Here is a 17,028-nt window from a genome sequence, read left to right as displayed (position 1 = left end):
GGGATCAGGACTCCAGGGAACCGTCGAGGGTTTTCAACGCGCCGTACAGGTTCGGACGGCGGTCACGGAATGAACCCCACGCGCTGCGAATGTGTTCGAGCTCGTCGAGGTTAAAAGTGTGCACAAGAATACCTTCTTCGGTTTTATTCAGCTCCTGCACTTTTTCGCCGAACTGGTTGGCGATGAACGAAGAGCCGTAGAACGTGATGTCGTAGCCGTCCTGTTCTTCGTTGCCGATGCGGTTGCTGGCGATCAGCGGCATCAGGTTGGCGCCGGCATGACCCTGTTGCACGCGCTGCCAGTGATCGCGCGACGAAATGGTCTTGTCGTGCGGCTCGCTGCCGATCGCGGTTGGGTAAAACAGAATCTCCGCGCCTTGCAACGCCATGCTGCGTGCGGCTTCCGGGAACCACTGATCCCAGCAAATGCCCACGCCGATTTTTGCGTAGCGGGTGTTCCACACTTTGAAACCGGTGTCGCCGGGGTTGAAGTAATACTTCTCGTGGTAGCCCGGGCCGTCAGGAATATGGCTTTTACGATAAATCCCGAGGTTGCTGCCGTCGGCGTCGATGATCGCGATGCTGTTAAAGCGCGCACGGCCGGCCAGCTCATAGAAGCTGATCGGCAGCACCACTTGCAGCTCTTTGGCGACTTTCTGGAAATGTTTGATCGCGACGTTTTCTTCCACCGTCGTCGCCAGTTGCAGATAGTCCGGGTTCGGCTTCTGGCAGAAGTACGGCGCCTCGAACAGCTCCTGAATCAGGATGATCTGCGCGCCTTTAGCGGCGGCTTCACGCACCAGCCTTTCAGCGATTTCGAGGTTGGCTTCCAGATCCCAGGAACAGGCCATCTGAGTGGCGGCAACGGTAACGATACGGCTCATGAATCATCTCCGGGCAAGTGCTTTGACGGTCGACAATTCGACCGAAAAGAAAACGCGCGCACCGGACATGAGATCACCAAGCCGGAGCAATGGCCACTTTATAGCCGATAAATATCGGCTTTAGAAGCTTGTTAAATGCCTTTCGTCTAAATAGATTCAATAAAAGCCGATACAAATCGAACTATTGTCGCACTTCCTGTAGGAGCTGCCGAAGGCTCGGGCCGCGTTCGGACGATCTTTTGATCTTGATTTTAAAAAGCAGAATCAGAGATCGTCCGAACGCGGCCCGAGCCTTCGGCAGCTCCTACACGGGATCAGCGTTATAGGCCCTCGGTGAGGACTCGGTCGAGCATGTCGACAAAGAAATCCACACTCTGGCGCGACGTCACCATCGGCGGTTTGATCTTGAGAATGTTCAGATCATCCCCGGTCGGCTGCATGAAAATCCCCAACTCACGCAAGCGATCACACAGCAACACCGTCTCCTCGGTCGCCGGCTCCAGCGTCTCGCGATTGCGGATCAGCTCAAGTCCCAGATAGAACCCGGAACCGTGCACCGCGCCCACCAATGGATGTTTATCGATCAACGCTTCCAGACGCGCCTTGAAGTGGCCACCGACCACCTGCGCGTTCTCCCAGAGCTTTTCTTCTGCCATGACATCGAGCACCGCCATGCCGATCTGGCAACTGACCGGACTGCCGCCCGCCGACGAGAAGAAATAGCCCTCGGCCTCCAGCGCCTCGGCAATTTCCCGTCGCGTGATCACCGCGCCCAGCGGTTGACCGTTGCCCATGCCCTTGGCCATGCAGATGATATCCGGCACCACACCCTGCTCTTCAAAGCCCCAGAAGAAGTGGCCCATGCGCCCGTAACCGACCTGCACTTCGTCGGCGATGCACACGCCGCCCTGCGCGCGCACCAGCGCGTATACCTGCTGGAGATATCCCGGCGGCAGCGAGATACCGCCGGCATTGCCATACACCGGCTCGCAGATAAACCCGGCCAATTGGCGCTTCTGCTCGGCGAGTTTTTCCAGGTGATGCTCAACGCTGCGCACGTAATCCGGCGCCGAGTCGAGACCGCGGAACTCCCCGCGATAAGTGTTTGGCGCAGGCACCGGATGCACCCAGTCCGGGCGGCTTTCCAGGGCTTTCGGGTTGTCGGCGATTGACGTCGATACCGCATCGGCGCCGACCGTCCAGCCGTGATAGGCCTCAAGCACGCTGATCATGTCGCGCCCGCCGCTGTAGGCCCAGGCCAGACGAATCGCCAGGTCATTGGCCTCGCTGCCGCTGTTGACCAGAAACACTCGATCCATGCCTTCCGGCGTCAATTTCAGCAAGCGCTCGGAAAACTCCGCCACCGCCGCATAGTTGAATCGCGAGTTGGTGTTGAGCAGCGACCACTGCCGAGCGGCGACCGCGGCCATGCGCGGGTGACCATGACCGAGCACCGCCACGTTGTTGAGCATGTCCAGATAGGAGCGACCCTGCATGTCGATCAGGTGATTGCGCCAGCCGCGTTCAATGCGCGGCGGATCAACGTAGTAGTGTTTCTGCGTGCGGGCGAAACTGGCGTCTCGGCGTTCGAGCAGGGTTTTCGCGTCCAGCTCCGGCTCGGCATCGCAGGCCAGTCCTAACAACGCCGCTGGCGACGGGCACAGGGCCTGCCACGCTGCTGCATGCGCAGGGGTGCAAAACAACGGCGCATTGAGCTGCGCGCCCCGGCACAACTGCACCTGTAATGGGCCGCTGACTGCGCCCAGCACCTGGCCTTTGACCAGCGCCGCGCCGCTGTGCAGCGAAGGTGTCACGCCCCACAGGCGCACGCTGAGTTGCGGGCCATCCAGTTGCAGCACACCGTCTGCTGCCTGATGCACGACGCCAGCGAACGGCGCTTCCACGGCGGTACCATCGGGCACGCGCAATTCCACGTGCAGCGGGAAGGTATCCGGCTCAACGGCACTATCGGGATGAGTGCGCGACAAACGGTACTGGCCATAACGGCTCGCCGCCAAACCATGGGCCGCCGCCGCTTCGTTCAACAGGTGCTGATCGATGCCGGCCTGCTCCCAGTTGCCGGCCTCGAAATGCGGACTCAGTACACCGAGATCAATCAGCGCAAACTCGCGCCCGACCAGACCGGGCAGCAAGGGCGCAAACCCTTCGCTGTCGATCGCCGGCAATGCGTGACCGACGGCAGTGAGGATCGCCGCTTCCATCAGTGCCTGTGGAACCGATGTCGCTACGCGGAAGATTTCCCACTCATGGCTTAGGTTGTCACGGCTGTAGGTATTCGCGGGGTCGATGCTGACCTGTTGCTCGCCACTGAGTACCAACACCGCCGCGCGCGCGACGATCAATGGCCACAGCGCCTGCAGCTCTTCATGTTGCAGCGGGTTGACCGCGTGGTAGGCCTGCACGGCCGGCAAGATGACAAACGGATCGCCACCGGCGTGATGCAGCAACGCCGCACAGGTCACCGACAGATCGGTGATGCGCCAGGTGCGCACCAGATCGCCAAAGTCGATCACGCCCTGCAACTGCCAGTGACGCAGGGCATCGCGCGCCCAGACGGCGTTGTCGTCGGTGATGTCCATGTGAATCGCCTGCACCGGTAGCTTGGCCTGCAACGGCTGCAAGCGGCGCTCGGCTTGTTCGGCCGCATCGGCAATCACTGAGCGTTGCTGCTCATCCTTGATCACCGGCAGCAGATGGCTGATCAGGGCACTGGCGTGACGGGCATCCCACTGCAACGTGCGCTCAAGGCCCGGGTGATCGAACCCGGCCAGCGCCAGATCCATCTCACCGCAGAGCCGGCCAAACCCCGCCACCACGTCGCGCCCCAAGTGTTCGAGATGCGTGAGCGGCTGGCCCTCGATGTAATCCAGCAGCCGCACATGGACGGCCTCGCCGCCGACCTCGAGTGACAGCAGATCCTCGCCGTTATTAGCCGCGATCACCCGCGGCACCGTCACCGCCGAGTGCTCGGCCAGATACTCGAGCCCGGCATGCTGGGCTTGCAGCTCCACCAGAGCGTAATCGCCACGGCAGATTTTCAGCACGAACCGCCCACGCGGGCTGTCGACGCGGTAATTGAGATCCTGCTGACTGCCAAGAGCCTGCAACGTGCCGCTGAGCCCGTAATGCTCCGCCAGCCATTGCCGGGCCTGCTCGGCAGAAACCTGCGGGCTGGGCAAACTGGCGCGATGAATCAACGTGGCGAGCGGCATGAAACGACCCCTTAAATGTTATTAGGCGCCTATATCGCCATTGCTGGACGGGATCCGCAACCCCCAACCGCGCAAAGGTATACGGGCTATTTGTCTTGCAGCACTCGCACCCTCCGGCACTTCGCGCAAGAATGTTCGCCATTCACACCTGCCTATGGAACGCCCCATGAATGTAATCACCACCGACCTGCCCGGTGTCCTGATCATCGAACCGAAGGTGTTCGGTGACGAGCGCGGCTTTTTCTACGAGAGTTTCAACGCCAAGGCGTTCCAGGATGCCACCGGTCTGGACACGCAATTCGTTCAGGACAACCACTCGCGCTCGCAAAAAGGCGTACTGCGTGGCCTGCATTACCAGCTGCAAAACACTCAGGGCAAACTGGTCCGCGTAACTGTCGGTGAAGTACTGGATGTCGCCGTGGACATTCGCCGCAGCTCGCCGCACTTCGGAAAATCGGTGGCTGTGCGCTTGTCGGCCGAAAACCATCGTCAACTGTGGGTGCCGGAAGGTTTCGCCCATGGTTTCGTGGTACTGAGCGAGTTCGCTGAATTCCTCTACAAGACCACTGACTACTACGACCCAGCGTCCGAGCGCAGCATTCGCTGGGATGACCCCGCGCTGGGCATCGACTGGCAGCTGGACGAAGCGCCGAAGCTGTCCGCCAAGGATCAAGCCGCAGTGCTGCTCAAGGACGCTGACGTCTTCGCCTGAGCCTAGGCATAATGCGCCTGACATCTCAGGCGCATCCGGCTCATGAAACCAACCCTCCCCCGCAGACCCCGCTGGCGCAGTCTCGCGCTGCTGGCCCTGTGTCTGGCGCCGCTGCTGTGGCCGCTGGAACATCTCGCCGAGCGCTATTACCGCAGCGAACTGGCCGGACAGAACCGCCAGACCCTCGATCTGTACGTCGCCAACCTGCTGGGCACCCTGCACCGCTATGAAGTGTTGCCGCAAATTCTCGGCGACCTGCCGGCCTTGCGCGCGGTACTCGGCGCGCCAGACGACGGCGTCAGCCAAGGCAACGCCAATCGCCTGCTGAAGAACATCGCTGCACAGACCGGTGCCGAAGTCATGTACCTGATGGACACCAGCGGGCAGACGCTGGCGGCGTCGAACTGGGACAAACACGATAGTTTCGTCGGCCGCAATTTCTCGTTCCGTCCGTACTTCAGTGAAGCCATGGCCGGACGCCTCGGACGCTTTTTCGGTCTCGGCACGACCTCGGCCAAACGCGGCTACTTCTTCGCTGCCGCCGTGCGCAACGGCGAAAAAATCATCGGCGTGCTGGTGATCAAGGTCGACCTCGACCACACCGAAAGCCTGTGGGGCAAAACTCCGGAACAACTGCTGGTGACCGACCATAACGGCGTGGTCATCCTCACCTCGCGCCCGGAATGGCGCTTCCGTTCGACCCGTAACTTGAGCGACAGCGAACGCTCGGCGATCACCGCCATCCAGCCTTACCCGACCCGCGAGCCGCGCCCCCTGAACCTCAGCCCGACTGCGTGGCTGATCCAGACCCACGACATCGCCGAAACCGGCTGGAGCGTCAGCATCCTCGCCCCGCGCACGCTGATCGACCGTCCAGTGCGCACCGTGGTTGCCATCGGCGGCGCCACGCTCCTGGTGCTGATGCTGTTGCTCGGTCTGATGATGCAGCGCCGTCGGCATTATCTGGAACGCATCGCGTTCGAGGCCAAGGCACGCCGTGAACTGGAAGGCCGCGTGGCGGAACGTACCAGCGACCTCGAAGGCCTCAACCGGCGTTTGAAGGAGGAAGTGCTGGAGCGTGAACAAGCCCAACAGGAACTGGTGCGTGCCCAGGATGACCTGGTCCAGGCCGGCAAGCTGTCGGCGCTCGGGACGATGTCAGCGAGCATCAGCCACGAACTCAATCAGCCGTTGGCAGCGATCCGCAGCTACGCGGAAAACGCCGAAGTGCTGCTCGATCATCAGCGCACCGACGATGCGCGCGGCAACCTCAAACTGATCAGCGAACTGACCGGGCGCATGGCTTCGATCATCGCCCACCTGCGCGCGTTTGCCCGCCGCGATCGCCACGCGCCGGAAAGCGTTGCCCTGCAACCGGCACTCGACGATGCCTTGGCGCTGCTGGCCAAACGGCGGCGGAGCATGGAAGTCGAACTGATTCGCGATCTGCCAGCCGCGACTCTGTGGGTCGAGGCAGGGGAAACGCGCCTGCGTCAGGTGCTTGGCAACCTGCTGGCCAACGCCCTCGACGCCCTCACCGAGAAAGGTCCGCCGCGCAAACTCTGGCTGAGTGCCGAATCCACCGCCGAAGGCGTCAATCTGTACATTCGCGACAACGGCCCGGGCTTTTGCATGGAAGCCCTCGGCCGCGCCAGCGAGCCCTTTTACACCACCAAGACCCGCACTCAAGGCCTTGGCCTAGGGCTGGCCATTTGTGAAACGCTGATGCGCGCCTTCGGCGGTGAACTGTCGTTCGCCAACCACAAGCAAGGTGGCGCCTTGATTACCCTGCGGCTGCGCGCCGGTGCGCCCGGGGTCAGCCTGCAACCGTCCGAGGATCGAAGTGCATGACCATCGACAATCGCATTCAGGTGGTGTTGATCGACGACGATCCGCACCTGCGTCAGGCCCTCGGCCAAACCCTGGATCTGGCCGGCCTGAAAATTCTGCCGCTGTCCGAAGCCAAAGGCCTGGCCGCACAGCTTGAGCGTGACTGGCCGGGTGTGGTGGTCAGCGATATCCGCATGCCGGGCATGGACGGTCTCGAATTGCTCAGCGAACTGCACGCGCAGGATCCCGAACTACCGGTGTTGCTGATCACCGGCCACGGCGATGTGCCGCTGGCAGTGCAGGCCATGCGTGCCGGCGCTTATGACTTTCTTGAAAAACCTTTCGCCAGCGATGCGCTGCTCGACAGCGTGCGCCGCGCCCTGGCCTTGCGCCGACTGGTGCTGGACAACCGTAGCCTGCGGCTGGCCCTCAGCGATCGCAATGAACTGAGCGCGCGGCTGGTCGGCCATTCGACCCCAATGCTGCGCCTGCGCGAGCAGATCGGCGCGCTGGCCGCGACCAAGGCTGACGTGCTGATCCTCGGCGAAACCGGCGCCGGTAAAGAAGTGGTCGCCCGCGCCTTGCACGATTTATCCAGCCGCCGAAACGGCCCGTTCGTCGCGATCAACGCCGGCGCCCTTGCCGAGTCGGTGGTGGAAAGTGAACTGTTCGGTCACGAACCCGGCGCGTTTACCGGCGCGCAAAAACGGCGGATCGGCAAATTCGAATTCGCCAATGGCGGCACATTGTTTCTCGATGAAATCGAGAGCATGAGCATGGATGTGCAGGTGAAGTTGCTGCGCATGCTGCAAGAGCGCGTGGTCGAGCGTCTGGGTGGCAATCAACTGATCCCGCTGGACATCCGCGTCATCGCCGCGACCAAGGAAGACCTGCGTCAGGCCGCTGACCAGGGCCGTTTCCGCGCCGACTTGTATTACCGCCTCAACGTCGCGCCACTGCGCATTCCGCCACTGCGTGAGCGCGGTGAAGATGCGCTGGTGCTGTTCCAGCATTACGCCGATGAAGCCAGCGCCCGCCACGGTTTGCCGCCCCATGAACTGCAACCGGCGCAACGCGCCTTGCTGCTGCGCCACACCTGGCCGGGCAACGTACGCGAACTGCAGAATGCCGCCGAACGTTTCGCCCTCGGCCTGGAACTGGCGCTGGATAACGCTGACGTCGAGGGCGGTGGCAGCACCACGGTCGAAGTCATCAATGGGGGGCTCAGCGAGCAGGTGGAAAATTTCGAGAAATCGCTGATCGCTGCTGAACTGGCGCGCTCCCACAGTTCGGTGCGCAGCCTCGCCGAAGCCTTGGGCATTCCGCGCAAGACCCTGCATGACAAATTGCGCAAGCATGGCCTCAACTTTGGCGATAGCAGCCATGGGGACGAGAACGAATGAGTACAGACAGTCGCTATCTGGAATCGGTCCTGCATCACGATATCCCGCTGACCCGAGACATGGGCCTTAAGGTGCTCGACTGGCATGAACAGCAACTGAGCCTGCATCTGCCACTCGACCCGAACGTCAACCACAAGAGCACGATGTTCGGCGGCAGTCTTTACTGCGGCGCGGTGCTGGCCGGTTGGGGCTGGTTGCATTTGCGTCTGAAAGAGGAAGGAATCACCGACGGGCACATTGTGATTCAGGAAGGGCAGATCAGTTATCCGCTTCCGGTCACCGGGGACGCTACGGCGATTTGCCCGGCGCCTGATGCGAAGGAGTGGAAGAGGTTTCTGGCGATGTATCGGCGTTATGGGCGGGCGCGGTTGACGTTGAACACGCGGATCGTCAATGCGGGTAGCGATGAGGATGCCGTGAGATTTACCGGGCAGTACGTTTTGCACCGGTAAAGATCAAGAGCCCCTCACCCTAACCCTCTCCCCGAGGGAGAGGGAACTGACCGAGGTGTCTTGCGTTATACATCGACCTGAAAGACCGCAGCGATTGTGGATTCAGCAAAGCTCGACCAGGTCGGCGCTACTCTCAAATATCCCGCGATCAGCTCCCTCTCCTGGGGGAGAGGGCTGGGGTGAGGGAGATTTCGGATCAGCCCACTTAACCGCGAGCCAACTCCAACAATCTGGAACGCCAGGCCGCCTTGGCCGGCAATGCCAAAAAGAACTCATTGAGTAGCGATTCCCGCGCCGGGTAACAGAACGCCTCCCCGCGCAGATCCAACACCTCACCGCCTGCACCTTCCAGCACACCTTGAGCCGCCGCCGTGTCCCACTGCGAAGTCGGCGCCAGTCGCGGATAGCAATCCGCCGCGCCTTCAGCCAACAGGCAGAATTTCAGCGAGCTGCCAATATTGGCCAGTTGCAACTCGCCCAGACTCGCACTCAAGCCGGCGAGCAAACGTTCCTGCTCGGGACTCGAATGGCGACGGCTGGCGACCACGGTAAACGCCTCGCCCGGCCCCGGTACATCGCGCACCTGAATCGCAACCGGCGTGCCGCCCTTGTCGCAACGCCAGGCACCGAGGCCTGCGCCGCCAACGTAGAAACGACCATTGGTCGGCATCGACACCACGCCGAACACCACGCGGCCGTTTTCGATCAGCGCAATGTTGACGGTGAACTCTTCGCTGCCGCTGATAAATTCCTTGGTGCCGTCCAACGGGTCGACCAACCACCAGCGCTGCCAGCCGGCGCGCACGCTCTGAGGGATGTTGGCGTCTTCTTCCGACAACACTGGAATGCTCGGGTCCAGCGCCGTCAGCCCGGCGAGGATCAGGTGATGCGCGGCCAGATCCGCCGCCGTCACGGGCGAGTCATCGGACTTGGCCGTGACCTCAACGCCGGCGCGCCAGAATGGCAAAATCGCCTGGCCGGCCTGCAATGCCAGCTCAACGACCGGCGCCATCAACGGGTGGGGAAACGTCATCGATATCTCACTCATGCTGGAAAGAACCCGCGCTCGGTCAGCAGATCGCGGGTCAGATACAGTGCAGCCAACGCACGGCCTTCGGAAAACTGAGGGTTGAGCGCCAACGACGACAGTTCGCGCAGGTTCACTTTGTCGACACGCATCGGCTCAGGCTCGTCGCCTTCGAGACGTTCCTCGTACAAATCAGTCGCCAGGACCACCTGAATCTTCTGGCTCATGTAACCGGGCGACAGCGACAGCTCGGTCAGATGTTCCAGTTGCCGCGCGCCAAAACCGGCCTCTTCCTTGAGCTCACGCTCGGCTGCGGCCAACACATCCTCGCCCGGTTCGATCAGACCTTTGGGCAAGGACAATTCGTATTCGTCGGTGCCGCCACAATACTCTTCGACCAACACCGCGTGCTCGGCATCCAGCATCGCCACGATCATCACCGCGCCGTAGCCCGCACCTTTACCAACCAGACGTTCGTAAGTGCGTTCCACGCCGTTGGAAAAGCGCAGCTTGAGTTCTTCGACGCAAAACAGACGGCTGGTGGCGACGATCTCGCGGGCAAGTACGGTGGGTTTCTGGCGCATGCAAAGCTCCTTGGCGTGAACGCGCTACTATAACGCGGCTTTCCCGATTGTTTATGTCGGATATCTTTCTACCGTTCGAGACGTTGCCATGCCTTCATTACCGTGGTCCGACATCGATACCGTTCTGCTGGACATGGACGGCACGCTGCTGGATCTGCACTTCGACAATCACTTCTGGCTGGAACACCTGCCCCAGCGTTACGCCGAACTGCACGGGGTCAGCCGGGCCATGGCCGAAATGGAATTGCAGCCGCTGTTCGAACGCCATGCCGGCCAGTTGCAGTGGTATTGCCTGGATTTCTGGAGTACCGAACTGAAGTTATCGGTGCGTGAACTGAAGCTGGAAACTGCGCACCTGATTGCCTTGCGGCCAGATGCCGATACCTTTCTGGAAGCGATCAAACGCGCCGGTAAGCGGGTGATCATGATCACCAACGCGCACCGCGATTCACTGTCGCTGAAGCTGGAGCGGATTGAATTGGCACCGTATTTCGAGCGGTTGATCAGCTCCCACGATTACGGTTTCCCCAAGGAGAATCCGCAGTTCTGGGATGCCTTGCAGGCGGACATCGGCTTTGATCCGGCGCGCAGTCTGTTCATCGACGATACCTTGCCGATTCTGCGCAGTGCGCGGGATTTTGGTGTGGTGCATTTGTTGGCGGTGAAAGAGCCGGACAGCCGCAAGGGGCCGAAGGACACGGCGGAGTTTGCGGCGGTTGAGGATTATCGCAGTTTGATTACAGGACTTTGATCTTTGTAGGAGCTGCCGAAGGCTGCGATCTTTTGATCTTGTTTGGAAAAATCAAAATCAAAAGATCGCAGCCTTCGGCTGCTCCTACAAAGGTGTTGTTTTACTCAGGAATACGCAGTGTCTGCCCCGGATAGATTTTGTTCACATCCTTGAGCATCGGTTTGTTGGCATCGAAAATTTTCTGATACTTGTTGGCATCCCCGTACACACGCAGAGAAATCGCGCTGAGGGTGTCACCCGACTTGACCACGACAAATTGTGCAGCAGTGACAACTGGGCCAGTCACGGTGATCTGATCATCAACACTGCCAACCCCGGCAATGTTACCCACCGCCAACAGAATCTTCTCTTTCTCTTCCTGACTCGCGACTTCACCGGTGACGGTCACTTTGTCGCCGTCCACCGTCGCCTGCACATTCGGATTGCCCAGGCCGACCTTGCTGATGTGTTCCTTCAACTGCTCACTGGCATTGGCGTTGCCCGGGGTCAGCAGATCGATCAACTTCTCACCGGCTTCTTTAACAAAACTAAAAAGGCTCATCGTGGTTCTCTCCATGGAATAAAGGTTCAGTCGTCCAAGCCTAGACCACCGCAGACAAACCCGGTTCCAAGCCGACCAATGACCCTGCCACCGCGCAAGCGGTAGAATCTGCCACCCCTGCCAGCGCCTGGAGCGAAGATGGACATCAAGCAGCTGAAATTCCTCATCGCCCTCGACGAAACCCGCCATTTCGGCCAGGCCGCCGCGCGTTGCCATATCACCCAGCCAACGCTGTCGATGCGCCTGCGCAGTCTTGAAGAAGAACTCGACCTGCCACTGGTCAACCGTGGCCAGCGTTTCGAAGGTTTCACCGCGCCGGGCGAGCGCGTGCTGGCGTGGGCGCGCTCGGTGATGGCGGCTTATGACGGTTTGCACGCGGAAGCGGCGGCGTGTCGCGGCAATCTGATCGGCACGCTGAGGCTGGGCGTGGTGCCGCTGTCGAGTTTTGATCCGCTGCCGTTGATGCAACGCCTGCACAGCGCCCACCCGAATCTGCGCTTTGAAATGTCGGCACTGAGTTCTGAGCAGATCCTCGAGCATCTGGCGAACAACCGAATCGACATCGGTGTTTCTTATCTCGACCGCCTGGATCACGAACGTTTCGAATCACTGGCATTCGACGAAACCCGCATGGGCCTGCTGTACGACCAGCGCACTTTTACCTTCGGTGAAGCTCCGCTGAGCTGGGAATCGCTGATCGAACTGCCGCTGGGCATGCTCACCAGCGGCATGCATTTTCGCCAGTCCATCGACCACAACTTCCACAGCCGCGGCCTGACTCCGCAACCGTTGCTGCAAACCGACGCCGTGCATCAATTGTTACAAGCAGTACACGGCGGCTTTTGCTGCGCGATCATGCCGCTCGACGGCGGCCTGGAAAAACTCACCGACCACCTGCGCCTGCAACCCATCGAAAACGCTCAAACCCTCGCCCCGCTGGGCCTGATCATGCGCCGTGGCGCCCCGCGTTCAGCGTTAGCCGAGGCCTGTTTCGCGCTGTATCAGAAATCGCCAACGGTGCCTTGATCGACGGCCTCTATCGATAGATCGACACTAGCGATTAGACGCGACAACTTGCCGCGCCTAGTCTTAACGTTGATCAAACCGTCGGTGATGCCATGAACGCCAAGCGCCCTGCCTGCGCGGCGCCTGCACTTGAAACGCCCGCGCCTGCCGCCAGCCAGACCTACAGTTACAGCGATTTACCCCGTGAGGAATCGGCCAGCACTGCGCTGGCTGAGGAAGTCGCGTTGGCGATCGCCTACAACGGCATCAGTCAGGCGGTGATGCTGGTGACACCGACCGACCTGGAAGACTTCATCGTCGGCTTTAGCCTCGGCAGCGGCATCATCGAGGACGCCACCGACATCTATGACCTGCAACTGACCGGCGCCGGGTCTGCGCAATACGCGCAAGTGACCATCGCCAACCGTGCGTTCTGGAATCTCAAGCAACAGCGCCGGCAAATGGCGGGCACCAGCGGTTGCGGGTTGTGCGGTGTTGAAGCGGTGGAGCAGGCATTGCCCGACCTCAAGGTGTTGTCCGGCGCGCCGCTGCCACCGAGCGAATGGCTCGACGGTCTGCGTCAGCGCATCGGCGCGTTTCAACCGCTCGGTCAGCACTGCGGCGCGGTGCATGCGGCGGTGTTCATGAACGCCAGCGGCGAATTGTTGCTCGGGCGCGAAGACATCGGCCGGCACAACGCCCTCGACAAGCTGATCGGCGGACTGATCCGCCAGAAGATATCCACAGATGGCGGACTGGCGATTGTTACCAGCCGTTGCAGTCTCGAATTGATCCAGAAAGTTTTGCGCGCCGGCATCCAGACCCTGGTCAGCCTTTCCGCACCCACCGGCCTTGCCGTGCAATGGGCCCGTCGACACAACCTCAATCTCATCCACCTGCCGCAGAAAAGTGCGCCGCGGGTGTACAGCCCCGCGATGGAGAATCAAGCGTGAGCCAACATCATCAAGCCGACCAGAAACCTGTCCCGCGCTACAAGCCTTACAAAGGTGCCGCCGGTGGCTGGGGTGCCCTGATCAGTGTGGCCCAGGCCTGGTTGACCAGCGACAACGCCCTGAAAAACCTGCGCATGATGCTCAAGACCAACCAGAACGGCGGCTTCGACTGCCCCGGTTGCGCCTGGGGCGACTCGCCGGAAAGCGGCATGGTCAAGTTCTGCGAAAACGGCGCGAAAGCGGTGAACTGGGAAGCGACCAAGCGTCGCGTGGATGCCAAGTTCTTCGCCAAACACAGCGTTACTTCGTTGCTGGAGCAGAGCGACTACTGGCTGGAGTATCAGGGCCGCCTGACCGAGCCGATGGTTTATGACGCCGAAACCGATCGCTACAAACCGATCAGTTGGGACGACGCCTACACGCTGATCGCCAAGCACCTGCAAAGCCTGCCGAGTCCGGATCTGGCCGAGTTCTACACCTCGGGTCGCGCCAGCAACGAAGCGGCGTATCTGTATCAACTGTTTGTGCGCGCTTACGGTACCAACAACTTCCCGGACTGCTCGAACATGTGCCACGAGGCCAGCGGTGTTGCCCTGGCGCAGAGCGTCGGCGTCGGCAAAGGCACCGTGACCTTCGATGACTTCGAACACGCCGATGCGATTTTCGTTTGGGGCCAGAACCCGGGCACCAACCACCCGCGCATGCTCGAACCCTTGCGTGAGGCAGTGAAACGCGGCGCGCAAGTGGTGTGCATCAACCCATTGAAAGAGCGTGGCCTGGAGCGCTTCCAGCACCCGCAACACCCGATCGAAATGCTCACCAACGGCGACAAGCCAACCAACACCGCGTATTTCCGTCCGGCCCTCGGTGGCGACATGGCGCTGCTGCGCGGCATGGCCAAGTTCCTTCTGCAGTGGGAGCGCGATGCGCAGAAGGCTGGCGAGCCTGCTGTGTTCGATCACGACTTCCTCAACGCCCACAGCGCCAATGTGCTGGAGTACCTCGGTGTCGTTGACGATACGCCGTGGGAACAGATCGTCGAGCAATCCGGCCTGACCCTCGTCGAAATCGAGCAAGCCGCGCGTATGTACGCCAAGGGCAAGAACGTAATCATGTGCTGGGCGATGGGCATCACTCAGCATCGCCACTCGGTGCCGACGATTCAGGAAATCGCCAACCTGATGCTGCTGCGCGGCAACATCGGCAAACCGGGCGCCGGCCTGTGCCCGGTGCGCGGCCACAGTAACGTGCAAGGCGACCGCACAATGGGCATCAACGAGCGTCCGCCGGTGGCGTTCCTCGATTCGCTGGAGCGACGCTTCCAGTTCAAGGTGCCGCGCCACAACGGCCACAACGTGGTTGAAGCGATCCACGCAATGGCTGAGGGTCGCGCCAAGGTCTTCATCGGTCTGGGCGGCAACTTCGCCCAAGCCACGCCGGATAGCCCGCGTACCTTCGCCGCACTGAGCAATTGCGACCTGACCGTGCAGATCAGCACCAAGCTCAACCGCAGCCACCTGGCTCACGGTAAAGACGCGCTGATCCTGCCGTGCCTCGGTCGTACCGACATCGATATCCAGACCGAAGGCCCGCAAGCGGTCACCGTGGAAGACTCGTTCAGCATGGTTCACGCTTCCAACGGTCAGTTGCAGCCGCTGTCGAACCAGATGCGTTCCGAGCCGTCGATCATTGCCGGGATCGCTGCCGCCACATTGGGCAGTAAACCGGTGGACTGGAACTGGCTGGTGGCTGATTACGGGCGCATCCGCGAACTGATCGCCGACACCATTCCCAACTTCAAAGCGTTCAACGAGAAGATCAAGAACCCGGGCGGTTTCTACCTCGGTAACAGCGCTGGCGCACGCAAGTGGAACACGCCGTCGGGCCGGGCCAATTTCCGCGCCAATATGCTGCCGAAAGATCTCGTGCACGAACGCACCCGCGCGACCGGACAACTGCCGGATCTGATCCTGCAATCGATGCGCTCCCACGATCAGTACAACACGACGATTTATGGCCTCGACGACCGTTATCGCGGGGTCAAGGGCCAGCGTGATGTGCTGTTCGCCAACGAGGCGGACATCATTCGTCTGGGCTTCCGGCCGGGGCAGAAGGCCGACATCGTTTCGCTGTGGGACGATGGTCGCGAGCGTCGGGTGAAGGGCTTCACCTTGCTGGCGTTTGATATTCCAGCGGGCCAAGCGGCGGCTTATTACCCGGAAGTGAATCCGCTGGTGCCGCTGGAGAGCACTGGGGATGGCAGCCATACCCCGACGTCGAAGTTCATTGCGATTCGGTTGGAAGCGGCGAGTGAGACTGGGTTGATCATGGCCAAGTCGGCTTAATCCAAAATCAAAAGATCGCAGCCTTCGGCAGTTCCTACGCCGATTCCTGTAGGAGCTGCCGAAGGCTGCGATCTTTTCGCTTCTGCTTTTCAAACGCCCACAAAAAAGGCCGCTTTTTCACAAAAGCGGCCTGTCCGAAGTAGCTAAAGACCGGCGAAAATCGGTTAAGTTCCGCTGAAAAAACAGCAACTTGCAAAATTGTATACAGGTCGTGTTATTCGTCGGATTTCGATTGTCACGCTTGTCACACAGCCTCAGGATCGGCGCCGTCATCCCTTTGAGGCTCATCTATGAAGTTCTCCTCGATTCTCTTGTTGTCCCTTGGCCTGGTCAGTGGTTTTGCTTCCGCAGGCGGCACCACCGAAGCAGGTGTGGGCGGCGCATTGGGCGGGGTTCTTGGCTCGGTCGTCGGTCAGTCCTTAGGCGGCAATACAGGTTCCACCATCGGCGCAGCCCTCGGCGGCGCGGGTGGCAGTGCGGTCGGCGCCGACAAACGCAGCCGTGGCGAAGCCGCCATCGGTGGTGCGCTGGGCGCAGCCGGCGGTAACGTGGTCGGCCGCAGCATGGGCGGCACCACCGGCAGCCTGATCGGCTCCGCAGCAGGTGGCGGTGCCGGTGGCGCGCTGGGTAACTACATGGGTAACAAGAGCGATGACGATGATCGTCATTATGATCGCCGTCGTGACCGTGACCGTGGTTATTACCGCGACCGTCACCCGGGCCGCGGCCACGCTTACGGCCACCGCAAACATCACAAGTATTATCGCGACTGAGGCCTCAAACACCTTGCTGGCCGGTAAAGCAAAATCGCAGCCCAAGGGCTGCGATTTTTTTTGCCGTTTACACCACCAGGTATTCCAGTGCCTGCCGCAGTTCGGCAGGAATCGGCACCGGCTGATTAGTCGCCCGATCGACGAATACGTGAACGAAGCGCCCGGCCGCACACGCCTCGCTTTCGCCGACCTTGAACACTGCCAATTCGTACTGCACTGAACTGTTGCCCAGCTTGCCGACCCGCAAACCGATCTCGATCAGATCCGGGAAAGCGATCGAGGCGAAGTAATCACACGCCGAACTGACGACAAACCCCACTATCTCGCCGTCATGGATATCCAGACCACCGACTTGAATCAGGTAGGTGTTCACGGCCGTGTCGAAGAAGCTGTAGTAAGTAACGTTGTTGACGTGACCGTAAGCGTCGTTGTCGTGCCAGCGTGTGGTGATGGACTGGAAGTGAGGGTAGTCGGTGCGCTGAGGGGTGGACATGGTTGTGCTGGTTCTCTTGTTTTTTCAGTGAGGCTGCTTGCCC

The 17,028-nt window shown here is 60.8% G+C and carries 15 protein-coding genes; 9 read left to right on the top strand and 6 right to left on the bottom strand.

Annotation, left to right across the window (positions count from 1 at the left end; translation table 11 throughout):
* Window positions 1-4: 4 nt before the first annotated feature.
* Together aguB and ACOYXH_RS26925 are read right to left on the bottom strand one after the other, a co-directional pair.
* Window positions 5-883 (bottom strand): N-carbamoylputrescine amidase, encoded by an 879-nt coding sequence (aguB, locus tag ACOYXH_RS26930; RefSeq protein WP_095125287.1) that lies wholly within the window; start codon window positions 881-883, stop codon window positions 5-7.
* Window positions 884-1,203: 320 nt separating this feature from the next.
* Window positions 1,204-4,116 carry an aminotransferase gene (locus tag ACOYXH_RS26925; protein WP_460411513.1) on the bottom strand — a complete coding sequence of 971 codons (2,913 nt, stop codon included), beginning with the start codon at window positions 4,114-4,116 and terminating at the stop codon, window positions 1,204-1,206.
* Between the two features lie 166 nt (window positions 4,117-4,282).
* Here ACOYXH_RS26925 and rfbC point away from each other — a divergent pair, with 166 nt between their 5' ends.
* From rfbC to ACOYXH_RS26905, 4 genes are read left to right on the top strand one after another with little or no spacing between them, the layout of a single operon-like run.
* Window positions 4,283-4,828, top strand: a complete 546-nt coding sequence (gene rfbC, locus ACOYXH_RS26920) for a dTDP-4-dehydrorhamnose 3,5-epimerase (protein ID WP_095047128.1) — start codon at window positions 4,283-4,285, stop codon at window positions 4,826-4,828.
* Between the two features lie 42 nt (window positions 4,829-4,870).
* A complete protein-coding gene (locus tag ACOYXH_RS26915) occupies window positions 4,871-6,679 on the top strand; it encodes a sensor histidine kinase (protein ID WP_095047127.1) in 1,809 nt (602 codons plus the stop codon).
* On the top strand, window positions 6,676-8,061 hold the full coding sequence (locus ACOYXH_RS26910; protein ID WP_095047126.1) for a sigma-54-dependent transcriptional regulator: 1,386 nt from the start codon (window positions 6,676-6,678) through the stop codon (window positions 8,059-8,061). The genes ACOYXH_RS26915 and ACOYXH_RS26910 overlap by 4 nt, the downstream gene beginning before the upstream one ends.
* On the top strand, window positions 8,058-8,513 hold the full coding sequence (locus ACOYXH_RS26905; RefSeq protein ID WP_095047125.1) for a YiiD C-terminal domain-containing protein: 456 nt from the start codon (window positions 8,058-8,060) through the stop codon (window positions 8,511-8,513). Before ACOYXH_RS26910 ends, ACOYXH_RS26905 begins: the two co-directional genes overlap by 4 nt.
* A gap of 205 nt (window positions 8,514-8,718) precedes the next feature.
* On the opposite strand, the gene cysQ is transcribed toward ACOYXH_RS26905, so the two are convergent.
* Entirely contained in the window at window positions 8,719-9,546 is an 828-nt protein-coding gene (gene cysQ, locus ACOYXH_RS26900) for a 3'(2'),5'-bisphosphate nucleotidase CysQ (RefSeq protein WP_220557332.1), read from the bottom strand.
* 11 nt (window positions 9,547-9,557) lie between these two features.
* The gene (nudE, locus tag ACOYXH_RS26895) at window positions 9,558-10,124 is read right to left on the bottom strand and encodes an ADP compounds hydrolase NudE (RefSeq protein ID WP_034151897.1); all 567 of its coding nucleotides are present in this window, start codon (window positions 10,122-10,124) and stop codon (window positions 9,558-9,560) included.
* Window positions 10,125-10,212: 88 nt separating this feature from the next.
* On the opposite strand from nudE, the gene yrfG reads away from it, so the two are divergent.
* Window positions 10,213-10,875 (top strand): GMP/IMP nucleotidase, encoded by a 663-nt coding sequence (yrfG, locus tag ACOYXH_RS26890; RefSeq protein WP_258709092.1) that lies wholly within the window; start codon window positions 10,213-10,215, stop codon window positions 10,873-10,875.
* 100 nt (window positions 10,876-10,975) lie between these two features.
* On the opposite strand, the gene lysM is transcribed toward yrfG, so the two are convergent.
* A complete protein-coding gene (gene lysM / locus ACOYXH_RS26885; RefSeq protein ID WP_095047122.1) occupies window positions 10,976-11,416 on the bottom strand; it encodes a peptidoglycan-binding protein LysM in 441 nt (146 codons plus the stop codon).
* Between the two features lie 138 nt (window positions 11,417-11,554).
* On the opposite strand from lysM, the gene ACOYXH_RS26880 reads away from it, so the two are divergent.
* From ACOYXH_RS26880 to ACOYXH_RS26865, 4 genes are all read left to right on the top strand, one after another.
* Complete coding sequence (locus ACOYXH_RS26880) at window positions 11,555-12,442, top strand: LysR family transcriptional regulator (protein ID WP_095047121.1); 888 nt, start codon at window positions 11,555-11,557, stop codon at window positions 12,440-12,442.
* A gap of 92 nt (window positions 12,443-12,534) precedes the next feature.
* Window positions 12,535-13,374: a formate dehydrogenase accessory sulfurtransferase FdhD gene (gene fdhD / locus ACOYXH_RS26875; RefSeq protein WP_095047120.1), complete on the top strand. Its 840-nt coding sequence runs from the start codon at window positions 12,535-12,537 to the stop codon at window positions 13,372-13,374.
* Window positions 13,371-15,719, top strand: a complete 2,349-nt coding sequence (locus tag ACOYXH_RS26870; protein WP_095047119.1) for an FdhF/YdeP family oxidoreductase — start codon at window positions 13,371-13,373, stop codon at window positions 15,717-15,719. Before fdhD ends, ACOYXH_RS26870 begins: the two co-directional genes overlap by 4 nt.
* A gap of 290 nt (window positions 15,720-16,009) precedes the next feature.
* Window positions 16,010-16,492, top strand: a complete 483-nt coding sequence (locus ACOYXH_RS26865) for a glycine zipper domain-containing protein (RefSeq protein ID WP_095047118.1) — start codon at window positions 16,010-16,012, stop codon at window positions 16,490-16,492.
* A 67-nt stretch (window positions 16,493-16,559) separates the two neighbouring features.
* Here ACOYXH_RS26865 and ACOYXH_RS26860 read toward each other — a convergent pair whose 3' ends face one another.
* Complete coding sequence (locus ACOYXH_RS26860) at window positions 16,560-16,985, bottom strand: acyl-CoA thioesterase (protein WP_220557320.1); 426 nt, start codon at window positions 16,983-16,985, stop codon at window positions 16,560-16,562.
* Window positions 16,986-17,028: the final 43 nt, after the last annotated feature.

Source organism: Pseudomonas sp. Mb7 (assembly GCF_054790525.1).
Note: the sequence above shows the minus strand (reverse complement) of the source record. Positions and strands in the feature narration are given on the sequence as shown.

What these genes read in the sequence shown, in the direction of transcription:
- fdhD (WP_095047120.1), top strand. Translation starts at nt 12,535, where the DNA reads ATGAACGCCAAGCGCCCTGCCTGCGCGGCGCCTGCACTTGAAACGCCC.
- ACOYXH_RS26910 (WP_095047126.1), top strand. Translation starts at nt 6,676, where the DNA reads ATGACCATCGACAATCGCATTCAGGTGGTGTTGATCGACGACGATCCG.
- nudE (WP_034151897.1), bottom strand. Translation starts at nt 10,124, where the DNA reads ATGCGCCAGAAACCCACCGTACTTGCCCGCGAGATCGTCGCCACCAGC.
- cysQ (WP_220557332.1), bottom strand. Translation starts at nt 9,546, where the DNA reads ATGACGTTTCCCCACCCGTTGATGGCGCCGGTCGTTGAGCTGGCATTG.
- ACOYXH_RS26925 (WP_460411513.1), bottom strand. Translation starts at nt 4,116, where the DNA reads ATGCCGCTCGCCACGTTGATTCATCGCGCCAGTTTGCCCAGCCCGCAG.
- ACOYXH_RS26915 (WP_095047127.1), top strand. Translation starts at nt 4,871, where the DNA reads ATGAAACCAACCCTCCCCCGCAGACCCCGCTGGCGCAGTCTCGCGCTG.
- ACOYXH_RS26880 (WP_095047121.1), top strand. Translation starts at nt 11,555, where the DNA reads ATGGACATCAAGCAGCTGAAATTCCTCATCGCCCTCGACGAAACCCGC.
- ACOYXH_RS26905 (WP_095047125.1), top strand. Translation starts at nt 8,058, where the DNA reads ATGAGTACAGACAGTCGCTATCTGGAATCGGTCCTGCATCACGATATC.
- yrfG (WP_258709092.1), top strand. Translation starts at nt 10,213, where the DNA reads ATGCCTTCATTACCGTGGTCCGACATCGATACCGTTCTGCTGGACATG.
- ACOYXH_RS26865 (WP_095047118.1), top strand. Translation starts at nt 16,010, where the DNA reads ATGAAGTTCTCCTCGATTCTCTTGTTGTCCCTTGGCCTGGTCAGTGGT.
- aguB (WP_095125287.1), bottom strand. Translation starts at nt 883, where the DNA reads ATGAGCCGTATCGTTACCGTTGCCGCCACTCAGATGGCCTGTTCCTGG.
- lysM (WP_095047122.1), bottom strand. Translation starts at nt 11,416, where the DNA reads ATGAGCCTTTTTAGTTTTGTTAAAGAAGCCGGTGAGAAGTTGATCGAT.
- ACOYXH_RS26860 (WP_220557320.1), bottom strand. Translation starts at nt 16,985, where the DNA reads ATGTCCACCCCTCAGCGCACCGACTACCCTCACTTCCAGTCCATCACC.
- rfbC (WP_095047128.1), top strand. Translation starts at nt 4,283, where the DNA reads ATGAATGTAATCACCACCGACCTGCCCGGTGTCCTGATCATCGAACCG.